This window comes from Paracoccus sediminicola, from assembly GCF_027912835.1.
GTDB lineage: Bacteria > Pseudomonadota > Alphaproteobacteria > Rhodobacterales > Rhodobacteraceae > Paracoccus > Paracoccus sediminicola.
Genome location: NZ_CP115768.1, coordinates 1,332,585 through 1,354,355, shown reverse-complemented (window position 1 = coordinate 1,354,355; position 21,771 = coordinate 1,332,585). Strand labels below are relative to the sequence as shown.

20 protein-coding genes are annotated in these 21,771 nt (G+C 65.9%); 9 read left to right on the top strand and 11 right to left on the bottom strand.

The annotated features are described in order from the left end of the window. Position 1: 1 nt before the first annotated feature. Positions 2-937 carry a nucleoside hydrolase gene (locus PAF18_RS06660; protein WP_271117818.1) on the bottom strand — a complete coding sequence of 312 codons (936 nt, stop codon included), beginning with the start codon at positions 935-937 and terminating at the stop codon, positions 2-4. A gap of 217 nt (positions 938-1,154) precedes the next feature. On the opposite strand from PAF18_RS06660, the gene PAF18_RS06655 reads away from it, so the two are divergent. Then, the gene (locus PAF18_RS06655; protein ID WP_271117817.1) at positions 1,155-2,975 is read left to right on the top strand and encodes an ABC-F family ATP-binding cassette domain-containing protein; all 1,821 of its coding nucleotides are present in this window, start codon (positions 1,155-1,157) and stop codon (positions 2,973-2,975) included. 16 nt (positions 2,976-2,991) lie between these two features. On the opposite strand, the gene PAF18_RS06650 is transcribed toward PAF18_RS06655, so the two are convergent. The 4 genes from PAF18_RS06650 to PAF18_RS06635 form a co-directional block, all read right to left on the bottom strand. Further along, positions 2,992-4,290 (bottom strand): HlyC/CorC family transporter, encoded by a 1,299-nt coding sequence (locus PAF18_RS06650; RefSeq protein ID WP_271118071.1) that lies wholly within the window; start codon positions 4,288-4,290, stop codon positions 2,992-2,994. 91 nt (positions 4,291-4,381) lie between these two features. Continuing rightward, complete coding sequence (locus tag PAF18_RS06645; RefSeq protein ID WP_271117816.1) at positions 4,382-5,317, bottom strand: tyrosine recombinase; 936 nt, start codon at positions 5,315-5,317, stop codon at positions 4,382-4,384. Further along, a complete protein-coding gene (locus PAF18_RS06640; RefSeq protein WP_271117815.1) occupies positions 5,314-6,960 on the bottom strand; it encodes a hypothetical protein in 1,647 nt (548 codons plus the stop codon). Before PAF18_RS06640 ends, PAF18_RS06645 begins: the two co-directional genes overlap by 4 nt. Beyond that, complete coding sequence (locus PAF18_RS06635) at positions 6,947-7,222, bottom strand: hypothetical protein (protein WP_271117814.1); 276 nt, start codon at positions 7,220-7,222, stop codon at positions 6,947-6,949. The genes PAF18_RS06640 and PAF18_RS06635 overlap by 14 nt, the downstream gene beginning before the upstream one ends. Before the next feature lie 115 nt (positions 7,223-7,337). Between PAF18_RS06635 and PAF18_RS06630 the strand changes: the two genes are divergently transcribed. Further along, complete coding sequence (locus tag PAF18_RS06630) at positions 7,338-7,874, top strand: shikimate kinase (protein ID WP_271117813.1); 537 nt, start codon at positions 7,338-7,340, stop codon at positions 7,872-7,874. Next, positions 7,871-8,971 (top strand): 3-dehydroquinate synthase, encoded by a 1,101-nt coding sequence (gene aroB, locus PAF18_RS06625; protein ID WP_271117812.1) that lies wholly within the window; start codon positions 7,871-7,873, stop codon positions 8,969-8,971. Before PAF18_RS06630 ends, aroB begins: the two co-directional genes overlap by 4 nt. Positions 8,972-9,073: 102 nt before the next feature. Here the strand turns inward: aroB and ssb are convergent, their stop codons facing one another. Continuing rightward, positions 9,074-9,601 carry a single-stranded DNA-binding protein gene (gene ssb, locus PAF18_RS06620; RefSeq protein WP_271117811.1) on the bottom strand — a complete coding sequence of 176 codons (528 nt, stop codon included), beginning with the start codon at positions 9,599-9,601 and terminating at the stop codon, positions 9,074-9,076. 254 nt (positions 9,602-9,855) lie between these two features. Between ssb and PAF18_RS06615 the strand changes: the two genes are divergently transcribed. Further along, entirely contained in the window at positions 9,856-10,509 is a 654-nt protein-coding gene (locus tag PAF18_RS06615; RefSeq protein WP_434802244.1) for a lytic transglycosylase domain-containing protein, read from the top strand. Between the two features lie 78 nt (positions 10,510-10,587). On the opposite strand, the gene PAF18_RS06610 is transcribed toward PAF18_RS06615, so the two are convergent. Both PAF18_RS06610 and hemB read right to left on the bottom strand, forming a co-directional pair. After that, entirely contained in the window at positions 10,588-11,169 is a 582-nt protein-coding gene (locus PAF18_RS06610) for a lipid-binding SYLF domain-containing protein (RefSeq protein ID WP_271117810.1), read from the bottom strand. A gap of 46 nt (positions 11,170-11,215) precedes the next feature. Continuing rightward, positions 11,216-12,214, bottom strand: a complete 999-nt coding sequence (gene hemB, locus PAF18_RS06605) for a porphobilinogen synthase (protein WP_271117809.1) — start codon at positions 12,212-12,214, stop codon at positions 11,216-11,218. A gap of 83 nt (positions 12,215-12,297) precedes the next feature. On the opposite strand from hemB, the gene PAF18_RS06600 reads away from it, so the two are divergent. The 5 genes from PAF18_RS06600 to PAF18_RS06580 all read left to right on the top strand — a co-directional run bounded on the left by PAF18_RS06600 (position 12,298) and on the right by PAF18_RS06580 (position 18,720). Next, the gene (locus PAF18_RS06600; protein ID WP_271117808.1) at positions 12,298-12,870 is read left to right on the top strand and encodes a hypothetical protein; all 573 of its coding nucleotides are present in this window, start codon (positions 12,298-12,300) and stop codon (positions 12,868-12,870) included. A gap of 36 nt (positions 12,871-12,906) precedes the next feature. Beyond that, complete coding sequence (gene mfd / locus PAF18_RS06595) at positions 12,907-16,371, top strand: transcription-repair coupling factor (RefSeq protein ID WP_271117807.1); 3,465 nt, start codon at positions 12,907-12,909, stop codon at positions 16,369-16,371. A 165-nt stretch (positions 16,372-16,536) separates the two neighbouring features. Continuing rightward, the gene (locus PAF18_RS06590; RefSeq protein WP_271117806.1) at positions 16,537-17,127 is read left to right on the top strand and encodes an NADPH-dependent FMN reductase; all 591 of its coding nucleotides are present in this window, start codon (positions 16,537-16,539) and stop codon (positions 17,125-17,127) included. Between the two features lie 85 nt (positions 17,128-17,212). Continuing rightward, entirely contained in the window at positions 17,213-17,545 is a 333-nt protein-coding gene (locus tag PAF18_RS06585; protein ID WP_271117805.1) for a GNAT family N-acetyltransferase, read from the top strand. A gap of 200 nt (positions 17,546-17,745) precedes the next feature. Next, positions 17,746-18,720, top strand: coding sequence for a glutathione S-transferase family protein (locus PAF18_RS06580; RefSeq protein ID WP_271117804.1), 975 nt, complete (start codon positions 17,746-17,748; stop codon positions 18,718-18,720). Between the two features lie 77 nt (positions 18,721-18,797). Here the strand turns inward: PAF18_RS06580 and PAF18_RS06575 are convergent, their stop codons facing one another. The 3 genes from PAF18_RS06575 to PAF18_RS06565 are packed head-to-tail and all read right to left on the bottom strand — an operon-like array spanning position 18,798 to position 21,725. After that, positions 18,798-20,324, bottom strand: coding sequence for a tripartite tricarboxylate transporter permease (locus tag PAF18_RS06575; RefSeq protein ID WP_271117803.1), 1,527 nt, complete (start codon positions 20,322-20,324; stop codon positions 18,798-18,800). A 1-nt stretch (position 20,325) separates the two neighbouring features. Then, positions 20,326-20,769 (bottom strand): tripartite tricarboxylate transporter TctB family protein, encoded by a 444-nt coding sequence (locus PAF18_RS06570; RefSeq protein WP_271117802.1) that lies wholly within the window; start codon positions 20,767-20,769, stop codon positions 20,326-20,328. After that, positions 20,766-21,725, bottom strand: coding sequence for a Bug family tripartite tricarboxylate transporter substrate binding protein (locus PAF18_RS06565; RefSeq protein WP_271117801.1), 960 nt, complete (start codon positions 21,723-21,725; stop codon positions 20,766-20,768). The genes PAF18_RS06570 and PAF18_RS06565 overlap by 4 nt, the downstream gene beginning before the upstream one ends. Positions 21,726-21,771 lie beyond the last annotated feature (46 nt).

The window sequence follows — 21,771 nt, the reverse complement described above, 5'->3', positions numbered from 1 at the left end:
CTCAGGGCAGGGTGGCGATACGTTCGGTCAGCAGCTCAAAGAAGCCATCCCGGTCGAGATCGCGGATAAACAGCGCATTCGGCTTGCGCTCGGTGACGCCCCACCAGTCGGCGACGGTCATGCCGGTGGTAAAGCGCCCCTCGGTTTCGATCTCGACATTGATCCGGCGGCCCGAGAACAGATCGGGCCGGATCAGCCAGGCAATGGTGCAGGGATCATGCAGCGGTGCGCCCTCGGCGCCGTATTTCTCGCGGTCGAAACGCTCGAAGAAATCGGTCCAGCTTGCCACCGCTTCTCCGGCGCGATTGCCGAGACCGCGCAGCGTCGCGATCCATGCAGCCGAGGTCAGCGCGCGATGCGTCACATCGAGCGGCATCACCACCAGATCGACGCCTGACGCAAAGACCTGCGCGGCGGCTTCGGGATCGACATAGATATTGAACTCGGCCGCCGGGCTGACATTGCCGACCTCGAAATAGGCACCGCCCATGATGACGATCTGCTGGACCCGCTTTACGATGTCGGGGGCGCGGGCGAAGGCGGCGGCGATATTGGTCAGCGGCCCGATGGGGACCAGTGTCACCGTGCCGGGCGCTTCGCGGCGCAGCGTTTCGATGATGAAATCGACCCCGTCGCCCTCCTGCAAGGGCACGCTTGGCTCTCCCAGCTCGATCCCGTCCAGCCCAGTCTGGCCATGCACATATTCCGCCGTCACCAGATCGCGTTTCAGGGGCCGGTCGCAGCCGGCATAGACCGGCACGTCGCGACCGCTCAGCCCGACCACCAGCCTTGCATTCCTTTCGGTCAGGGCCAGCGGCACGTTGCCTGCAACGGCGGTGATCCCCAGAACCTCCAGCTCGGGGGATGCCAGCGCCAGCAGGATGGCAACCGCGTCGTCCTGCCCCGGATCGGTATCGATGATGATCTTGCGCGCCATGTCGTCCCTTTCTGTGTCCGGGGCCAGATCACAGCAAAACGCCCGGTCGCGCAAGGCGACAGGGCGGGCGAGAGGCTGCGCGGGTTAAGCAGTTGCACCGCCCGCGCAGCCAGAGAGGGCGAGACGCGATGCCAGGCAGCGCGGGGCGGGTTTGGCCAGTCCTTGCCGGTTCGCGGGCGGATTGACGGCGAGCCTCGGGAGGGATAACCGCGCTGTCATGGCACGCGCTCCGATCCTGCAACTCACCGATATTTCCCTGACCTTCGGCGGCAACCCCGTCTTTGACGGGCTGAGCCTCACCGTTCAGCAGGGCGACCGGGTGGCGCTTGTCGGGCGGAACGGGTCGGGCAAATCAACGCTGATGAAGGTCATGGCCGGTCTGGTCGAGCCGGATCGCGGCGAGGTCGTCAGTCCGGCGGGGATCAGCGTCGGCTATATGGAACAGGAGCCGGATCTCTCCGGCTACGACACTCTGGGCGATTTCGCCGCCGCGAGCCTGCCACCGGGTGAGGGCTACCGGGTCGAGATGGCCGCCGAGGGTCTGAAATTCGACGCGGCGCGCCCGGTGTCCACCGCGTCGGGCGGAGAGCGGCGGCGCGCGGCGCTGGCGCGGCTACTGGCCGAGGCGCCGGATCTGATGCTGTTGGACGAACCGACGAACCATCTCGATATCGAGGCGATCGGCTGGCTGGAGGATCAGCTGAAACAGAGCCGCGCCGCCTTCGTGCTGATCTCGCACGACCGGGCCTTCCTGCGCGCGCTGACCCGCGCCACGCTGTGGATCGACCGGGGCGAGGTGCGGCGGCAGGAGAAGGGTTTCGAGGCGTTCGAGGACTGGCGCGAAACCGTCTGGGCCGCCGAGGACGAAGCGCGCCACAAGCTGGACCGCAAGATCAAGGCCGAGGCGCGCTGGGCGGTGGAAGGGATCAGCGCGCGGCGCAAGCGCAACCAGGGCCGGGTGCGGGCCTTGCAGGCGCTGCGGTCCGAGCGCGCGGCGCAGATACGGCGGCAGGGTGCGGCGGCGATGGAGCTGGATGCCGGTCCGCAATCGGGCAAGCGGGTGATCGAGGCGAAGGGCATCTCGAAAAGCTTCGACGGGCGCATCATCCTGCGGCCCTTCGATCTGCGCGTGTTGCGCGGCGACCGCTTGGCGTTTGTCGGCCCGAACGGGGTCGGCAAGACGACGGTGATCAAGATGCTCACCGGCGAGATCGCCCCCGACACGGGCAGCGTCAGCCACGGCACCAATCTGGAACTCGCCATATTCGATCAGACCCGCAGCGCGCTGAACCCCGATCAGAGCTTGTGGGACGCGATGACACTGGACCCGTCGATGGCGGTGTCGGGGCGCTCGGATCAGGTGATGGTGCGCGGCGCGCCGCGTCATGTGGTGGGCTATCTGAAGGATTTCCTGTTCGACGAGGCGCAGATCCGCGCCCCGGTCCGCAGCCTGTCAGGCGGCGAAAAGGCGCGGCTTCTTCTGGCGCGGATCATGGCAAAGCCCTCGAATCTTCTGGTTCTGGACGAGCCGACAAACGATCTCGACGTTGAAACGCTGGATCTGTTGCAGGATCTGTTGGGGGACTATGACGGCACGGTTCTGCTGGTCAGCCATGACCGCGATTTCATCGACCGGGTGGCCACGACCACCGTCGCGATGGAGGGCAATTGCCGCGCTGTGATCTATCCCGGCGGATGGAGCGACTATCAGGCGCAACGCCCCGAACCCGCCGAGGCGCGCCCCGTCGCCCCGACCGCGAAAGCGGCGAAACCGGCCGAGGCCGCAACGGCTGCTCCGGCCAGGCCTGCCAGGGCGGGGCTGAGCTTTACCGAGCGGCACCGGCTGAACGAATTGCCGGCTGTGATTGGCCGGCTCGAGGCCGAGATCGGCAAGCTGTCGGCCTTCCTGTCGGATGCCGCCATCTATACCGAGGCGCCGGCCAAGGCCCAGAAGGCGACCGAGGCGCTCGCCGCGCGGCAGGCGGCGCTTGATGCTGCCGAAGAGGAATGGCTGACGCTGGCGGACAAGGCGGGCTGAGCGCCGCGAAAGCGATCTATTCGGGGTTGGCGGGCGCCAGCGGCCGGATGCGCAGCTTGGTGATGCGGTTTTCCTTCCGCGTCACCACCTCGAAACGATAGCCGTAGAACGAGAAAACCTGACCTTGCGAGGGAATCGACTGGGCCATGTGGATCACCAGCCCGGCGACGGTATTGGCCTCGTCATCGGGCAGGTTCCAGTCAAGCGCGCGGTTCAGGTCGCGAATCGTCATCGCCCCGTCAATCGCGTAATCGCCGCCGGGTCCGGGTTTCAGATCATGATCCGCCTCGGTGTCGTGTTCATCGGCGATCTCGCCCACGATCTCTTCGATGATGTCTTCCAGCGTGATGAGCCCGCGCAGCGAGCCATATTCATCGACCACCAGAGCGAAATGGGTGCGGCGGTTCAGGAATTCGCGCATCTGTTCGTCGAGCGCGGTGGTGTCAGGGACGAAATACGGCTTCATCGCCACCGCCATCACGTCGAAATCGCGCACCGCGTCGGCCGGGTCGCCCTTGCCGTCATAGGCCGATTTATGCACCGCGCGCAGCACGTCCTTGGCGTGGATCATGCCGACGACATTCTCGCGCTCGTTCTGATAGACCGGAAGGCGCGTATGCGGGCTGCTGAGCACGGTTTCCAGGATCTTCGCCGGTGCCGTATCGGCATCGATCATCTGGATCTCGGAGCGGTGCTTCATGATCTCGTCCACCGTCCGGTTGCCCAGATCGAGCGCGCCCAAAAGCCGGTCGCGATCCTCTTTTTCGACCTCGCCGGATTCATGGCCGATGCTGAGCGCCCCGGCGATTTCCTCATGAACCGAGAACATGTTCGCATCGGGGTCGCTTTGCAGCCCGAACAGCCGCATGATCAGCCGCACGAAAGCGCGCACCACCAGCACGATGGGCGAGAGCAGCCGCATGATGATGCCCATGGGCCGGGCCACAAGCGACGCCAGCGTCTCGGAATTGGCGATGGCGTAGGATTTCGGCAGCACCTCGGCGAAGATCAGCACCAGCACGGTCATCACGAAGGTGGCGATGGCGACGCCGCTTGACCCGAACAGGGCGGTGAACAGCGCCGTCGCCAACGAGGCGGACAGGATGTTCAGCACGTTGTTGCCCAACAGGATCGCGCCGATCAGCCGGTCGCTCTCCTTGGTGATGGTCAGCGCGGTTTCCGCGCCCACATCGCCGCGATCGGCGCGGCTGCGCAGCTTGGCCCGGCTTGCGCCGGTCAGCGCGGTTTCCGAGGCCGAGAAGAAGGCCGAGCCGACCAACAGGCAAAGAATGGCGAGCCCGAAGCCCCAGATCATCGGGCTGGCGCCCGAGGCGTCGGCTCTGGCGGGAAGATCGGTGGCCGTCTGGGCAGCAGCGGAACTGAGATAAGAGATCAACATCATGCGCTCAAACGCGGGCGAGGGGGTGATGGTTCAGCACCAGATCGCGCATTCGCGCATCCAGCACATGGGTATAGATTTCGGTCGTCGACAGATCGGCATGACCGAGCAATGTCTGGATCGCGCGCAGATCGGCGCCGCCTTCCAGAAGATGGGTGGCGAAGGCGTGTCGTATCACGTGTGGGGTCACGCGGTTCGGGTCGATTCCGGCGGCGATTGCCAGATCGCGGATCAGGTCATTCATGGATTTGCGGGCCATGTGACCGGCTTTCGAGTTGGCCGGAAACAGGAACCGCGCCCCCTTGCCCGCGATCAGCCTGCCAAGCGGCGTGTCGGCCTCGGCCCCGTCGCGCAGCGTCAGCCAGTGGCTCAGCGCCGCGCGGGCGGGATCGGACAGCGGCACCATGCGCTCGCGCCCGCCCTTGCCGCGGATCAGCAGCAATTGCGGATCGCCCCTTGTCGCCGCGATGGGAAGCGAGACCAGCTCGGAGACGCGCATTCCGGTGGCGTAAAGCAGCTCGATCAGGCAGCGATTGCGCGCCCGGTCAGCTTCGGTTCGCCCGGTCCGGGGTACTGCGTCGAGGAGACGCGTGACCTCGTCCTGCGACAGAATCTTCGGCAGGCGCTGGCTTTTTCCCGGCCCCGCGATGCGCATGGCCGGATCGTCCTCGCGCCAGCCCTCTTCAAGCGCGAAGCGGGTCAGCTGGCGGATCGAGGACAGGCGCCGCGCCCGGGTCGCTCGGGACAGGCCCTGAGCGTCGCAAAAAGAGAGGTAATCGGTGATGTCGTCGCGCGACATGGTGTCGAGCGCCAGCCCGCGCCCGCCAAGCCATTCCGCGAAATCGCGCAAATCGCGCCCATAGGCGAGGATGGTGTTGCGTGCAGCCCCCGCCTCGGCGGCCTGGGCGTCAAGGAAAGCCGAGATACGGGTGAGGCAGCTCATTCCGCGGCCTCGGTCAGCAGCGGGTCGAGCGCGATCTGCGTCGCCACCCGCCGCGCATCGGCAATGAGACCCAGCTCGCGCAGCAGCCGCACACCGCGCGCGGCGCGGGTCACATCGCCCTGAATGCCGGCATCGGCATCGGCGAGCGCGCCGTAAAGCGCCGGGGCGAGCGCCATTCCGGTATCGAGTTGCGGCTCGGGCGGCAAATCATCGGCAAAGATCGGCGCCATCGCCGCAAGAGCGGGCGAGAGGCTTTCGGGCTGACCGCCGCTGGCTAGCGCCAGGATTGCGGCATCGAGCTCGTTTTCCGGCGCGGCCATCACCTCGGTTTCACCCTCCCACAAGCGCAGCCACAGCGCCAGACGCGCCGCCTCGCCCGAGAGCGCCTGCGGATCGAGCCGCTCGGCAAAGATCGCGGCGAAGGCATCGCGCAGCCCGGCCCGTGCCATTTCGCGATAGGCGTCTTGCAGCGCCGCCCCGATCCGCGCCGGGTCGCCGCCGATCAGTGCCGCGTCCAGACCCTGCACTGCGGCTGCGCGTTCCCAGACGCCGCCCGACGCGGCGGGGCGCTGTGCGGTGTAAAGCTGGAACAGCCTTGCGGCGGGCAGGGCGCGGGCACGGGACAGGCGCTCGGCTGCTTCGAGCTGTGCCTTCCAGCCCGCGCGGTTGTCCAGATCGGTCCAGGCATAGCGCAGATCCAGATCGCCCGTCGGCAGCGGCTGGCCGATCGCCTCGTGCAGGCGGAAGGCCAGCGGGCTCATCTGTTCCGGCACGGGCAGGGTCTCGCCGCTTTCGACGCGGGTATCGTCAAGATAATGCGTCAGCAGCGTGCTCAGTTGGGCGTCGATCATGTTCAGCCGCTCGGCCCCGGTCAGAAGCAGCGCCGCCGCCGGCCAGTCGCCGGATTGCGCGAGACAGAAGATCCGGGCCGCCGGATCGTCAACGATACCGGGCGCGCGCGCCATCCGGGCGCAGGTGCCGGTTTCGCCGCCGAGCAGCAGGGACAGCTCGAACAGGCGGTGAAACGTGGCGGGGCTGTCCTGACCCGCCCCCTGAAGCAGATCGCGCGCCGAGGGCAGCGCGCCCGAGGCGATCAGCTGATCGACCCGCGCCGCGAAGAACGCACCGATGCGGTCTTCGGAGGGGCTGGCCGGCGCGGCGAGCTGGGCCTCGAGGATGCGGCGGGCGATCTGCGCCGAGGCGGGCAGGGCCGGCTCGGCCCGGATCATGCGCAGCGCGGTCTCCAGGTCGGTGCCGGACCAGAAGCTTTGCGGCAGCCCCGCTTGCCGCGCCGAGATGATCCCGGCGCCATCCGGGTCCGCAGCGCTGAGCCGCCGCACCCCAACGGGCACCGTCGCGGCGCTGTCGGCCACGGCAGTGCCATCTGCGACATCTGCCGGGCCGTCCTGCGCGCCGCCTTCGGTCGGCGGGCGCGACACAGGGCGGCGGCGACTGGCATCGGGCGGGACCGGATCGCCGGGGCGCCAGGCGCTCGAACTCTGGGCCCCGCTCGCGCCGCCGCTGCGCAGCCAGTCATTCGATGAAAGCGGCGCGCCCTGCTGCGCCGTCGCGGGCAGCCCGGCCATGCCTGCAACAAGGATCAGCGCAGCGATCGGAAGAAGGTCAGGCTTACTGTTGCGCATCCGGCGTCGCATCCGTGCTGTCGGCAGCCGCTTCGGCATCCGTCGCCGCGTTCGCATCCGCTGCGTCAGGCTCTGCCCCGTCGGCGGAGCTGTTGCCCGAGGTCGCGCCCGCCGCGCTCGGCGAGGTGACGCCGCTCGTGTCAAGGCTCACAGGCTGGCGGATCTCTTCCTGACGCGGCGCCATATCGCCCAGATAGGCGTAGCCTGTCAGCGCCACAAACGCCAACACCACAAGCACCAACAGCACTTTCAGCAACCGCATCCTCAGCCCTTTCGCCCGCAGCCTCATCCCGGTCTTTCGGCCGGTTTCCCGCTTTATAACTGGCAATTCCGGAAAGATCACGCCATTCACGGCAGGAATCGAACGGGATTTCGACATGCAGGGACAAATCGCACTGGTCGGCATGATGGGCGTCGGAAAGACCGCCGTCGGGCAGGAAATTGCCCGCCAACTGGGCGTGGTCTTTACGGACACCGATACCGAGATCGAGCGCGCCGCAGCCATGACCATCCCCGAAATCTTCGCCCGCGACGGCGAGGCTTTTTTCCGCGACCGCGAATCGCTGGTGCTGGCGCGGATCCTCGACGGGCGGCGCGGGGTCGTCTCGACCGGGGGCGGGGCGTGGGTTCAGCCGCAGAACCGTGCGCTGATCCGGGCCGCCGGGGTCGCGCTGTGGCTGGATGCCGATCTGGACACGCTCTGGGAGCGGGTGCGGCATCGCGCCACACGGCCGCTTCTGATGACCGACAACCCGCGTGAGACGCTTGCAAAGCTGCTTGAAACGCGGCGGCCGGTTTATGCGAAGGCGCATCTGCGCGTGCCGACCGATGCGCAATCCGACATCGAAACCACCGCCCGACGCGCCATCGCTGCGATCCGCGCCAACCACCCGCATTTTCTGGAGGCGAGATGAGCCAGACCGTCCATGTCCCGCTGCAAGACCGCGCCTATGATGTCCGGATCGGCGCCGGCTTGATCGCGCGCGCCGGGGCGGAGATCGCCCCACTGCTCGCCCGCCCGCGTGTGGCCATCGTGACCGATGCCAATGTCGCGCCGCTGCATCTCGCGGCACTGGAAGCGGCGCTGAAAGGGTCGGGGATCGCGTCCGAGGCGTTGATCCTGCCTGCGGGCGAGGCCACCAAATCCTGGCCGCAGCTTACCCGCTGCGTCGAATGGCTGCTGGAACAGAAGATCGAGCGACGCGATGTCGTCATTGCGCTCGGCGGCGGGGTGATCGGCGATCTGGTCGGCTTTGCCGCCGCGATCCTGCGGCGCGGGGTGCGCTTTGTGCAGATGCCGACGACACTGCTGGCACAGGTGGACAGCAGTGTCGGGGGCAAGACCGGGATCAATTCCGGGCACGGCAAGAACCTGATCGGTGCTTTTCACCAGCCGGCGCTGGTTCTGGCCGATACGGCAGTGCTGGACACGCTGAGCCCGCGCGATTTCCGCGCCGGTTATGGCGAAGTGATGAAATACGGGCTGCTCGGCGATGCGGCGTTCTTTGCGTGGCTGGAGGATCACGCGACAACGTTGCAAGACGATATGGCGGCCCGCGATCATGCGGTCGCGCATTCCGTGGCCATGAAGGCCGGGATCGTCGCGCGTGACGAGACCGAACAGGGAGAGAGGGCGCTGCTGAATCTCGGCCACACATTCGGCCATGCTCTCGAGGCCGCGACCGGCTATTCGGACCGGCTGCTGCATGGCGAAGGGGTGGCGATCGGCTGCGCGCTCGCCTTCGAGCTGTCAGCGCGGCTGGGGCTGTGCAGCCAGGAGGAGCCGTCGCGCGTTGCAGCCCATCTTGCGGCAATGGGGATGCCGTCGGGCCTGGAGGATGTGCCGGGGGAGCTGCCCGATGACGACGCGCTGATCGCGCTGATGGGGCAGGACAAGAAGGTGGTGGATGGCAAGCTGCGGTTTATCCTCGCGCGCGGGATCGGCGAGGCCTTCGCGACCGACGAGGTGCAGCGCGACGATCTGCGCGAGGTTCTGGCCGCAACACGCTGAGATCCGGATATTTAGATCAGGATGAAGCCCGGTGCGGCGGGCGCGGGGCGGCCATGAAAAAGCCCGCGCGAAGCGGGCTCTTCGTGATCGTCCCGGGCAGGCTCAGAACGGGATTTCGTCGTCGAAATCGGACCGGCTGCCGCCACTGCCGCCCTGACCCCCGCCCGACGGCCCGTCATTATAGCCGCCGCCATCCCCGTATCCGCCGCCGCCATCCCCGTATCCGCCGCCGCCATAGCTGCCGCCGCCGGAACGGCCGCCAGCGCCGCCGCCTTCGCCGCGTCCGTCCAGCATGGTCAATTCGCTGCGATATGGGCGGAGCACCACCTCGGTGGTATAGCGGTCCTGACCGGACTGATCCTGCCATTTGCGGGTTTCGAGCTGGCCTTCGAGATAGACCTTGCTGCCCTTGCGCAGATATTGCTCGGCCACGCGGGCCAGCGGTTCGGCGAAGATCGCGACCGAGTGCCACTGCGTGCGCTCCTGCCGCTCGCCGGTGTTGCGGTCCTTCCACTGTTCGGACGTGGCGATGCGCAGGTTGACCACCTTGCCGCCGTTCTGGAACGTGCGGACTTCCGGGTCCTGACCCAGATTGCCGATCAGGATCACCTTGTTGACGCTGCCTGCCATCTTGCACCTTTCGCATATGTTCGAGCGACGGTCTAACGCGAGGGCGCCGGTGGCGGCAAGAGGATTACTGCCTTCGGGTGCAGGGCGGCAACGTGCTGCAGCGCGGCAAAAATGCCACAGCACGGCGTCGAAATGCGACATGAGCGAAATCACGCCGATGACCGGCCGGCGCGGAACCAGTTCACAAAGCGGCTGGTGACGCGGGCGAATTCGCGTATAGTCGAGGCATAAAAAATGGGCAACGAGTGTGGGACATGATCGGCAAAACTTTGAAAAGCCTTGGCTTCTTGATGAAGGTCGGCGTGATCGCCGCCTGTGCCATGACGATGACGGCCCCGGTGGCCTCGGCGGATGGGCTTAGCCTCAAGCGGGTGACCGAGCGTAACCGGCAGGCGCAGTTCGCACGGCAGAAGCAGCTGATGGATTCCCGGCTGGCCAGCCAGTACCAGCAGTCGAAGCGGCTGCGTCCCACCGGGCGGCAGGTGGTCAATGTGACGACGATCGAGCTGTCGCCGACTGTCTCGACCAAGGCCTATACCGGCAAGCGTTCGGCCTATATCCCTCATGCGCAGGCGCTCGCCCGGAAATATGGCATTCCCGAGGCGCTTTTCCTGCGTCTGGTGAACCAGGAGAGTCGCTGGAACCCCAACGCCCGTTCTCATAAGGGTGCGATGGGGCTGGCGCAGCTGATGCCGGGCACGGCCCGCTCGCTCGGGGTGAATCCCACCGACCCGATCCAGAATCTTGAGGGCGGGGCCCGCTATCTGCGGATGATGTATAACCAGTTCGGCGACTGGCGGCTGGCGCTTGCGGCTTATAATGCCGGGCCGGGCGCGGTGAAGAAATATGGCGGCATCCCGCCCTATCGCGAGACGCGCAATTATGTGCGGATCATCGCGGGCGGCTAGCGCACCGTAAGGATGCAGCCAATGGAAAAAGGGGCCGGGATCGGCCCCTTTTTTATGCAACACGCCCTGCGCCGGCGTTCAGCGCGTGGCGATGGCCGAGGGGATGATGCGTGTGTATTTCGTGCCTTCGATCGCGGCCCCGGCCATGACCCCGGTCTCGCCGAAGATCATCGCCACGACCGGATGGTTGCGAGTCACGGAGTCGGTGCCGAAGCTGACCCCTTCCTTGGGCAGCGCGTAATAGGCCCCGGCCCCTGCGACCCAGCCGGGCGCGTTGCGGAAATTCTCGAGCGCGCGGTCGGTCTGGAAGACGAGCACATGCGCGAATTGCCGCGCCCCCGCCTGTAGCCCCAGCGTTGCCTGCGCGGCGGAATAGTAATCCACCGTCTTGCCATCCACGCGCAAAGCGCCCTCGCCATAGGATCCGCCGACGCCAAGCGCGGCCTGGGTCATGACCGGCATGACCAGCACGCCGCGCGCATTCTCGACGATGGGGCGGGCATTCGGATAGGCGGTGAAAAGCTCGTTCAGCGTCGCGTTGACGCGGCCTTCAAGCGTCGTCGTGGCATTCGTCGCCAGCCCGTTATTGCAGGCCGCGAGCGCCAGCATGGCGCCCCCGGCAATGAAACCGCGCCGCGACCAGACCTTGTGGTGTCCCATGCTCTTACCCCCATCATTTTGAGGAATAATAGCCAGTTTCGCGCGCTCAGGCCAGAGCCTGAGCGGCTTCGGGTGCGAAATATGTGAGGATCCCGTCACAGCCGGCGCGACGGAAGGCGAGCAGGCTTTCCAGCATCACCTCGCGGCCGAGCCAGCCCTGACGGATCGCGCCCTCGATCATCGCGTATTCTCCGCTGACCTGATAGGCGAAGGTCGGTGCGCCGAAGCGGTCGCGGACCTCGCGGCAGATATCCAGATAGGCCATGCCGGGCTTGACCATGACCATATCGGCGCCTTCCGACAGGTCGCGGGCGACGCAGCGCAGCGCCTCTTCGCGATTGGCGGGGTTGACCTGATAGGTTTTCTTGTCGCCGACCAGCCGGCCCGATGCGCCGACCGCGTCGCGGAACGGGCCATAGAAGCCGCTGGCGAATTTCGCCGCGTAGGACATGATCGCGACATCGCTGTGACCATGGCGCTCGAGCGCCATGCGCAGCGCGCCGATCCGCCCGTCCATCATGTCCGAGGGGCCAAGAATATCCGCCCCTGCCTCGACCTGCGCCATGGCCATGCGAGTCAGGCAGTCGACGGTTTCGTCATTCACGATCACCCCGTCGCGGACGATGCCGTCATGCCCGTTCGCGTTATAGGGGTCGAGCGCGATATCGGTCATGACCATCAATTCGGGCACGGTTTCCTTGACGGCCCGGATGGCGCGGTTGCCGATATTCTCCGGGTCCCAGGCGCGCTCGCAGCCTTCGGTGCGCAGCTCTTCGGCCGAATGGGGGAAGATGCAGAGCGCCGGGATCCCCAGACGCGCGGCCCGTTCCGCCGCGGCCCTGACCCCGTCCAGCGTGACGCGCTGCACGCCGGGCATTGACGGGATCTCGATATCGGCGCCCTCGATCTCGGTGACGAAGACCGGCCAGATCAGATCCGCCGCGGTCAGCCGCGTTTCCGTGACCATCTCGCGCAGCGCCTCGCTGCGGCGCAGACGGCGCAGGCGGGTCAGCGGGAAGGGCGGCAGGATCGGAGAGGGGCTCATATCGGGTCCGGGCTTTCGGCTTTTCCTTGTTCGGCCCCTGTTCTAAGGTCGGCCCCGCCATACGACAAGCAGGCAAGTCTCCCGTGCAATTCTTCTCCGAGTTTCTTTCCCTTCTCGATTCGCGGTCCTTCTCGTCGCCGTGGTTCTGGCTGGTGCTGTTCGCCTGCTGGACGCTGGCCGGGCGGGGCGTGCTGGGTGTGCCCAATGATGTGCTCAGCCGGGCCGGGCGGGCGCTGCGCGAAAGCGAAGCCGGGCTGCCGGCCGAGGCGGCGCTGCTGATCGACTGGCTGGCGCTGCAACTGCCGCGCTGGCGGATCACGCGCAATGGCGGCGCGTTGCTGACCGCGCTCGTGACCTTTGGCGTGACCGCGCTTGCCGTGATGGGATTCGGCTATGATCTGGAGATGGCCCAGGCGCTGAGCTTGGTCGCGATCCCGCTGGCGCTTCTTCTGGCGCTGCGCCTGAGGCTGGCCCATCGGCTGCGCTGGGTGCTCGAGGCGGTATCGCTTGGCAAGCCGAGGCGCGAGGCGGCGTCCGAGGCGCTGCGGCTTATCAACCGCTATCGGGCGCTGCATATGATCCTGTCGGTTCTGGCGGTGATCGTGACGACGCTCTGGGCTTCGCTGTGGTTGCTGCTGCATCCGAACGGGCTGTGACCTTGACCCCGGCTGTGGGCCGGTTATCTGGACCGCATGGCAGATCAGATTACCCTCTCCGGCGCGCCTTCGGGCTATGACGCCGCGCTTCTCGCGCGTGAGGCCGAGCGCGGCCCCGTCATCCATATCGCCCGCGACGACCGCCGGGCCGAGGCGATGCGCGAGGGGCTGCGTTTCTTCGCACCCGATCTGACGGTCCTGGAGTTTCCCGCCTGGGACACCACGCCCTATGACCGCGTCTCGCCCGCCTCCGAGGTGATGGCGGCGCGGATGGCGACGCTGGCCATGCTGGCGCATCAGGCCGTGCCGGGGCGGTTCGTGGTGCTGGCCACGCTGAACGCCGCGCTGCAAAGGGTGCCGCCTCGTGACACGGTGGCAAGGGCCAGCTTCACCGCCCGTGTCGGCGACCGGATCGACGAGGGCGGCTTGCGCGGATGGCTGGCGCGGATGGGCTTTGCGCAGGCGCCGACGGTGACCGAGCCGGGGGATTACGCCATTCGCGGCGGCATCATCGACATCTACCCGCCCGGACCCTCGGGCCCGATCCGGCTGGACCTGTTCGGCGATGTGCTGGACAGCGCCCGCCGCTTCGATCCCGAAACGCAGCGCAGCGCCGGCAAGCTGGACCGGCTGGAACTGGTGCCGATGTCCGAGGTGATCCTCGACGAGGACGCCATCACCCGGTTCCGCACCACCTATCGCGCCGAATATGGCGGCGGGGCCAATGATCCGCTTTACGAAGCCGTCAGCGCGGGCCGCAAGCTGGCCGGGGTGGAACACTGGCTGCCCTGGTTCCATGAACGGTTGGACAGCATTTTCGACTATCTCCCCGAGGCGGCGGTCATGCTGGATGACCGTCTGGATCAGGTCCGCGAAGCGCGGTGGGAGATGATCCGCGAACAATATAATGCCCGGCGCGAGGCGGCGGGGCGGCGCGTGGGCGAGACCGTCTATCGCCCCGTCGCGCCCGAGGCTCTGTTTGCCGGTGACGAGGAATGGGCGGGCTGGCTGTCGGATCGCCGGGTGCTGCTTCTGTCGGTGAATGCCGCCCCGCCCGGTCCCGGCGTGCTGGATGCGGGCGGCAAGGTGGGCCGCAACTTCGCACCCGAACGGCAGGCCGAGCAGCTTGATCTGTTCGGAGCGCTTGCCGCGCATCTGCGCGACCTGCGCAAGACCCATCGCGTCGTCATCGCCAGCTTCTCGGACGGCGCGCGCGAAAGGCTGCGCGGCCTGATCGCGGATGAGGGCGTCGAAGGCGCCACGGATATCTCGCGGCTTTCGGACCTGCCCGATCGGCCCGGCGCGCTCGGGCTGACGGTCTGGCCGCTGGAGGAAGGCTTCACCGCCGATGGCAGCGCGGCAGGCAAGCTTGCCGTGATCTCGGAACAGGATGTGCTGGGCGACCGGCTGATCCGGGGCGCGCGGAAACGGCGGCGGGCCGAGAATTTCCTGAAGGACACCACCGCGCTGACGCCGGGCGATCTGGTCGTGCATGTCGAACATGGAATCGGTCGCTACAAGGGGCTGGAAACCATGACCGCCGGGGGTGTGCCGCATGATTGCGTGGCGCTTGAATATGCGGGCGGAGACCGGCTGTTCCTGCCGGTCGAGAATATCGAACTGCTCAGCCGTTACGGTCATGAGGAGGGTCTGCTGGACCGTCTGGGTGGCGGGGCGTGGCAGGCCCGCAAGGCACGGCTGAAGGAACGGATCCGCCTGATCGCCGACCGGCTGATGCGGGTCGCGGCGGAACGCCTGTTGCGCACCGCCCCGGTGCTGGAGCCGGAACATCACGACTGGGAAAGCTTCTCGGCGCGCTTCCCCTATACCGAAACCGACGACCAGATGGCCGCGATTGACGATGTGATGGCGGATCTGGCGACGGGGCGGCCGATGGACCGGCTGATCGTGGGCGATGTCGGCTTCGGCAAGACCGAGGTGGCGATGCGCGCCGCCTTCATCGCCGCAAGCCAGGGCAAGCAGGTCGCGGTGATCGCGCCGACCACATTGCTGGCCCGGCAACATGCCCGCAGCTTTGCCGACCGCTTCCGCGGCACGGCGCTGAACGTGCGCGCGCTGTCGCGGTTCGTGTCCGCCAAGGAGGCCGCGGCGACGCGGGCAGGGCTGGCCGATGGCAGCGTCGATATCGTCGTCGGCACCCATGCGGTGCTGGCCAAGGCGGTGAAATTCCGCAATCTCGGCCTGCTGGTGATCGACGAGGAACAGCATTTCGGCGTCTCGCACAAGGAGCGGCTGAAAGAGCTGCGCAGCGATGTGCATGTGCTGACCATGACCGCGACGCCGATCCCGCGCACGCTGCAATTGTCGCTGTCGGGCGTGCGCGACCTGTCGATCATCGGCACGCCTCCGGTGGACCGTCTGGCGATCCGCACCTATGTGTCCGAGTTCGACAGCGTTACGATCCGCGAGGCGCTGCTGCGCGAGAAATATCGCGGCGGGCAGAGCTTCTTTGTCGTCCCCCGCATCGCCGATCTGCCGGAAGTCGAGGACTGGCTGCGCGAGCATGTACCCGAGATCAGCTTTGTCGTCGCGCATGGCCAGATGGCTGCGGGCGATCTGGATCAGCGGATGAACGCCTTTTATGACGGGCAATATGACGTGCTGCTGGCGACGACCATCGTGGAAAGCGGGCTGGATATTCCGACCGCCAACACAATGGTGGTCTGGCGGGCGGATATTTACGGCCTCGCCCAGCTTTACCAGATCCGGGGCCGGGTCGGACGCTCGCGCACCCGCGCCTATTGCTACCTGACCACGAAACCCCGCGCGCCGCTGACCCCGCAGGCCGAGCGCCGGCTGAAATTTCTTGGCAATATCGACGGGTTGGGGGCAGGGTTTAACCTGGCCTCGCAGGATCTGGACCTTCGCGGTGCAGGGAATCTGCTGGGTGAGGAGCAATCCGGCCATATCAAGGAAGTCGGCTTCGAACTCTATCAGGCGATGCTGGAAGAGACCATCGCCAAGCTGAAATCCGGCGAGCTGGAGGGCACGCCCGAAGATGAATGGGCCCCGCAGCTGAATCTGGGCGTGCCGGTGACGATCCCGGAAAGCTACATCGCGGATCTGGATGTGCGGCTTGGCCTGTACCGGCGGCTCTCGGACATCACCACCAAGGTCGAGATGGAGGGCTTCGCGGCCGAGCTTCACGACCGTTTCGGGCCGGTCCCGCGCGAGGTGACCATGCTGATGAATGTCATCCGCATCAAGGCGATGGCCAAGCGCGCCAATATTGCGCGGCTCGATGCCGGGCCGAAAGGGGCGACGGTCCAGTTCCACAACGACAAGTTCCCGAACCCCGCCGGTCTGGTCGAGTTCCTAACCGATCAGCGCGATCTGGCCAAGGTCAGCGACAACAAGATCGTCATTCGCCGCGACTGGAAAAGCGACGGCGAGCGGATCAAGGGTGCCTATGCGATTGCGCGGGATCTCGCGGTGAAGGCCAAGGCGGCGAAGGACGCTCCGGCACGCAGCGCGTCCTGATTGTTCGCCTGCTGCCGTTGCGGCGTCATCGGTTCCCGCGTTCCCGTTCGGCTGGCCCGAACGCGGAGTTCGCCCGACCGGCTCTGGCAGAGGAACCCTGCCGGGCCCATTCTTGTTTTCAGTTAATTGAATCGACCGGGCCGCATCGGCCGGAAAGGATATAAGATGAGCAAACCCAGGATCGCCGTTATCATCAGCTCGACCCGCGAGGCGCGTTTTGCCGATAAACCGGCCGCTTGGCTGATGGATCAGGTCGGCAAGCGCGACGACATGGATTTCGAATTGCTGGATCTGCGCGATTTCGATCTGCCTTTCTTCGATGAGGCGGCTTCGAACCAGTGGGCGCCCTCGGAGGACTCCAAGGCGGTGAAATGGCAGGAAACGCTGGCCGGGTTTGACGGTTTCCTGTTTCTGGTCGCGGAATATAACCACTCGATCACCGGCGCGCTGAAGAACGCTCTGGATCAGGCCTATAAGGAATGGAACCGCAAGCCCGCCGCCGCGATGGGCTATGGCGGCGTCGGTGCCGCACGCGCCATCGAGCATCTGCGCAACATCGCCGTGGAGCTTCAGATGGTGCCGCTGCGCAACGCGGTTCATCTGGGTGGGGGTGAGTTCATGAAGGTCTCGCCGCTCGGGCAGGACGGCGAGATGTCGGAGGTCACCGAGGTCCTGAAGCCCTCGCTCGACGCCATGCTGGACGAATTGGTCTGGTGGGCCGATGCGACCATGGCCGCGCGCGCCAAATCCGCGTGAGCCTGACCGGGCGGCCCCGCGGGGCCGCCCGATTGCCTGGGGGGCATTCGGGACGCCTGACCGATCTATCATTACGGAGACCAAGATGACCGACCTGGAAATCACCCGCGAGGATGACGAGGGCAAGGGCCGCTATGTCGCCCGCCTGCCCGGTATCGCCGGGGAGGGAGAGATCACCTTCACGCGCCCCGAGGATCGCGTCATCAGCGCCAATCACACCGGCGTGCCCGAGAGCATGGAGGGCAAGGGCGTCGCCAAGGCGTTGCTGCATTTCATGCTTGAGGATGCGCGCAGCGAGGGGTTCCGCATCGTGCCGATCTGCCCCTTCATCTTCCGCCAATATGAAAAACACCCGGAATGGTCCGCGCTGTTCACCACCGAGCCCGGCGAAAAGCCGAAGATCAGGGCAAAAGGATAGCTAAGGTGTCGAGCCGAGGCAGGACACGATCCGTAGCGCCTGACGGATCATCCAAAACCGGCATCGGGCACTTCGCATCAGCTTCCCGGGATCACCCGAAAAGCCTGGGCTAGTGGCGCAGGGCAAGATCAGATGATCGCCCGCTGACATCCGCAACGGCCGTGAGGGAATGCAACTTCCCCCGGCGCAAAGGAGACATCATGGGACAACTCGTCGACGGCGTCTGGAAGGACGAATGGTATGATACGGACAGCACGGGCGGCCGCTTCAAGCGTACCACAACCGCCTGGCGCAACTGGGTGACGCCGGATGGCGCGCCGGGGCCTTCGGGCGAGGGCGGTTTTCCTGCCGAAAGCGGGCGCTATCATCTTTATGTCAGCCTCGCCTGTCCCTGGGCGCATCGGGCGCTGATCTTCCGTGCCATCAAGGGGCTGGAGGATCATATCTCGGTTTCGGTCGTTCATCCCGACATGCTGAAGGAAGGCTGGGAGTTCCGCACCGATTTCTCCGCCGCGACCGGCGATGACCTGTTCGGCGAGAAATATCTGCGTGACATCTATCTGCGCGCCGATCCGGATGCCTCGGGCCGGGTCACGGTGCCGGTGTTGTGGGACAAGAGCCGCAACACCATCGTCAGCAATGAAAGCGCCGAGATCATCCGCATGTTCAACAGCGCCTTCAACGGGCTGACCGGCAATGAGGATGATTATTACCCCAAGGAACTGCGCGACCGGATTCACGAGATCAATGACCGCGTCTATGACACGGTGAATAACGGCGTCTACAAATCCGGCTTCGCCACCTCGCAGGAGGCCTATGACGAGGCGGTGCATCCGCTTTTCGAAAGTCTCGACTGGCTGGAAGGGATCCTGGCCGGGAATCGTTATCTGACCGGCGACCGGCTGACCGAGGCGGATTGGCGGCTGTTTACCACCGCCGTGCGCTTCGATCCGGTCTATCACACGCATTTCAAATGCAACCGCGCCTGGCTGCGCGAATATCCCCATCTCTGGGGCTGGACGCGCGAGTTGTATCAGATGCCTGGCGTGGCCGGGACGGTGAATTTCGACCATATCGTGCGGCATTATCATTATAGCCACGACATGATCAATCCGAACCGGATCATCCCGATCAACCCGGAGATCGACTGGGACGAGCCTCACGGGCGGGGCTGATCCGTCACGATGAAAAGGAAAGGGCCGTCGGAAGCTCCGGCGGCCCTTTCTCGTGGACTGAAGGTAATGGCTGCGGCTCAGTCCACATTCATCGTCGGATCGCTGTCCGGCAGGGGCGGCGTTTTCAGCAGCCTGCGCAGGAAGATCGGCGCGACGAAGCCGACAATGGCGGCAATCCACAGGCCGATGGCGATGGGCGTGCTGAATAGGAAGGTCCAGTCGCCATTCGACAGCACCATCGCGCGCCGCAGATTATCCTCCATCGCGTTGCCCAGCAGGATGCCGAGGATCACCGGCACGGTCGGGATGTCGAGCTTGCGCATCACGTAGCCCAGCACGCCGAAGCCGACCATCATCAGCATGTCGAAGCTCGATCCGGTCAGGGAATAGATCCCGACAAAGGCCACCATGGTGACACCCGGCAGCAGCACCCATGCCGGCACCGAGAGGATATGCACGAAGATCTTCACCATCGGCACGTTCATCAGCAACAGCACGATATTGGCGATCAGCAGCGCCGCGATCAGCGACCAGACCACCTCGGGGCGCTCGGTAAACAGCAGCGGGCCCGGCGTGATGTTCAGCGTCAGCAGCAGCGCCAGCAGCACTGCGGTGGTCCCCGATCCCGGCACGCCAAGCGTCAGCATCGGCACGAGTGCACCGCCTGCCGCGGCGTTGTTGCCGGCCTCGGGCGCGGCCACGCCTTTCGGGTTGCCGGTGCCGAAGCTGTCCTTGTCGCGGGCCACGGATTTCTCGGCCATATAGGCCAGGAACGACCCGAGCGAGGCACCCGCGCCGGGCAGCACGCCCGAAACGAAGCCGATGCCGGTTCCGCGCGCCATCGCGCCCGAAGTCTTGCGCAGCATCTTCCACGGGATCATCAGCTTGCCCAGCTTGACACCGATGGCGCTGTCCTTGCCGTGGGTCTCGATGAAGAAGAACACCTCGGCCACGGCAAAGAGACCGACAATGGCGACGAGGAAATCCACCCCGTCCATCAGATGCAGCTCGCCATAGGTGAAGCGCGGCATGCCGGTGGTCTTGTCCAGCCCGATCATCGCGATGGCCAGACCGATCGTCGCCGACAGCGCCGCCTTGGCCTGGTTGTTCGACCCCATCCCGCCAAGCGTGCAGAAGGCCAGCATATACAGCGCGAAATACTCGGCCGGTCCGAATTTGAACGCCACCTGAGCCAGATAGGGCGCAAAGATCATCAGCCCGATCGTGGCGACGAAGGCACCGACGAAAGAGGCGACGCCGGACACCACAAGCGCCTCGCCGGCCATACCCTGCTTGGCCATCGGATATCCGTCCAGCGTGGTCATCATCGCCGGTTCGTCGCCGGGGATGTTCAGCAGGATCGAGGAAATCCGCCCGCCATACATGGCCCCGTAATAGACCGAGGTCAGCAGCACGAGCGCGGAAATCGCGTCCAGCCCCATCGAGAACGAAATCGGGATCAGCAGCGCCACGCCGTTCGACGGGCCGAGCCCCGGCAGTGCGCCGATGATGGTGCCGACGAAACAGCCGATCACCGCCAGCAGAAGCGTGTAGGGCGAAGCGGCGATCTCGAACCCCATTGCGAGGTTGCCAAGAATATCCATGTCAGATCCCCCAACCGGCGGGCAGGCCACGCAGGCCCAGGCCCAGCACGAGACGGAACAGAACCCACAGCCCGATGCCCAGCCCGATGCCGGTGATCGCGGCGCGCAGCGGGCGGCCTCCGATCTGCCAGCTCAGCACGCCAGAGGCGAATGCGGTGGGAATGATGAATCCCAGCGGGCCGATGGAATAGGCATAAGCGACCAGCACTGCGAGCGCGATGCCCAGTTGCAGAACCATCGGTCCGGCCGGCCATTCGGCGTCGGGGTCGGGGCGCAGGATCATCACCAGAGAGCAGATGATCATCACCCCCGCGATCATATAGGGGAATAGTCGCGGTCCGACCGGATCGGACATGAAGCTGGTCTGAATCGCGCGGGCGCTGAGGATATACCCCAACGCCACCACGATCATGACCGCTCCGAAGATTCGGTCGCCGCGTATCATTGCAGCAGCCCGATCTCTTTCGAGACATCCTGGATCTGCGCGATGTTCTCGGCGACGAATTCCTCGAAATCGGCTCCGAAGATGTCATAGGGAGCCAGGCCGTTTTCCGTCATCACGGTCTGCCACTGCTCGCTTTCCCCGACCTGGCGCAGCCAATCGACCCATTTGTCGTATTCCTCGTCGCTGATGCCCTTTGGGACATAGACGCCGCGCCAGTTCATCGCCACGCTGTCGATTCCCTGCTCCTTTGCGGTCGGCACATCCTCGAAGCCCGGCACACGCTCTTCCGAAAGCACCGCGATCGGGCGCACATCGCCCGAGGCGATGAAGCCGGTGATTTCCGACAGGTCGCCGGTCATCGCCTGCGCGAAGCCGCCCACGGTCTGGGTGATCGCGTCGGCGCCGCCGTCGAGGCCGATATACTTGACCGCGCGGGCATCCTCGAACCCGGCCGCGTCGAGCATCATCAGCACCTTGAGATGGTCGAACCCGCCCACGGCAGAGCCGCCGGCGAAGGCCACGGCAGAGGGATCTTCCTTCACCGCCTCGACGAGATCGTTCAGCGACTCGAACTCGCTGTCCTGCGCCACGACGATGACGCCGGGATCGCCGCCGATCGTGCCGACCCAGCGGACCTGATCGGCGGTCGCACCGGCAAAGGCGTTCTGCGCCAGCCGGGTGGTGGTGGCCGACGAGGCCGCGACGAAGACCTCCGGGTCCTCGTTCCGGTCGCCGACGACATGGGTATAGGCGACGCCGCCGCCGGCGCCCGCCATGTTGGTGACCTGCACCATGTTCGGGACCAGCTCCAGCTCGGTCATGATCCGGCCGATCTGACGGCAGGTGAAGTCCCAGCCGCCGCCGGGATTGGCCGGCGCAATGCATTCCTCGGCGAAGGCGGGCAGGGCGACGCTGCCGGTCAGCGCAACGATTGCGGCGCGGGTGATGGTTTTCATGGTATCCTCCCAATCATCATGTGCCGCGCGGAAGGGCGCGGCCTTG

Bases quoted from the DNA above. Each gene is read 5' to 3' on its own strand.
- PAF18_RS06660 (WP_271117818.1), bottom strand. From the start codon at position 937: ATGGCGCGCAAGATCATCATCGATACCGATCCGGGGCAGGACGACGCG.
- PAF18_RS06655 (WP_271117817.1), top strand. From the start codon at position 1,155: ATGGCACGCGCTCCGATCCTGCAACTCACCGATATTTCCCTGACCTTC.
- PAF18_RS06650 (WP_271118071.1), bottom strand. From the start codon at position 4,290: ATGATCTGGGGCTTCGGGCTCGCCATTCTTTGCCTGTTGGTCGGCTCG.
- PAF18_RS06645 (WP_271117816.1), bottom strand. From the start codon at position 5,317: ATGAGCTGCCTCACCCGTATCTCGGCTTTCCTTGACGCCCAGGCCGCC.
- PAF18_RS06640 (WP_271117815.1), bottom strand. From the start codon at position 6,960: ATGCGCAACAGTAAGCCTGACCTTCTTCCGATCGCTGCGCTGATCCTT.
- PAF18_RS06635 (WP_271117814.1), bottom strand. From the start codon at position 7,222: ATGCGGTTGCTGAAAGTGCTGTTGGTGCTTGTGGTGTTGGCGTTTGTG.
- PAF18_RS06630 (WP_271117813.1), top strand. From the start codon at position 7,338: ATGCAGGGACAAATCGCACTGGTCGGCATGATGGGCGTCGGAAAGACC.
- aroB (WP_271117812.1), top strand. From the start codon at position 7,871: ATGAGCCAGACCGTCCATGTCCCGCTGCAAGACCGCGCCTATGATGTC.
- ssb (WP_271117811.1), bottom strand. From the start codon at position 9,601: ATGGCAGGCAGCGTCAACAAGGTGATCCTGATCGGCAATCTGGGTCAG.
- PAF18_RS06615 (WP_434802244.1), top strand. From the start codon at position 9,856: ATGATCGGCAAAACTTTGAAAAGCCTTGGCTTCTTGATGAAGGTCGGC.
- PAF18_RS06610 (WP_271117810.1), bottom strand. From the start codon at position 11,169: ATGGGACACCACAAGGTCTGGTCGCGGCGCGGTTTCATTGCCGGGGGC.
- hemB (WP_271117809.1), bottom strand. From the start codon at position 12,214: ATGAGCCCCTCTCCGATCCTGCCGCCCTTCCCGCTGACCCGCCTGCGC.
- mfd (WP_271117807.1), top strand. From the start codon at position 12,907: ATGGCAGATCAGATTACCCTCTCCGGCGCGCCTTCGGGCTATGACGCC.
- PAF18_RS06590 (WP_271117806.1), top strand. From the start codon at position 16,537: ATGAGCAAACCCAGGATCGCCGTTATCATCAGCTCGACCCGCGAGGCG.
- PAF18_RS06585 (WP_271117805.1), top strand. From the start codon at position 17,213: ATGACCGACCTGGAAATCACCCGCGAGGATGACGAGGGCAAGGGCCGC.
- PAF18_RS06580 (WP_271117804.1), top strand. From the start codon at position 17,746: ATGGGACAACTCGTCGACGGCGTCTGGAAGGACGAATGGTATGATACG.
- PAF18_RS06575 (WP_271117803.1), bottom strand. From the start codon at position 20,324: ATGGATATTCTTGGCAACCTCGCAATGGGGTTCGAGATCGCCGCTTCG.
- PAF18_RS06570 (WP_271117802.1), bottom strand. From the start codon at position 20,769: ATGATACGCGGCGACCGAATCTTCGGAGCGGTCATGATCGTGGTGGCG.
- PAF18_RS06565 (WP_271117801.1), bottom strand. From the start codon at position 21,725: ATGAAAACCATCACCCGCGCCGCAATCGTTGCGCTGACCGGCAGCGTC.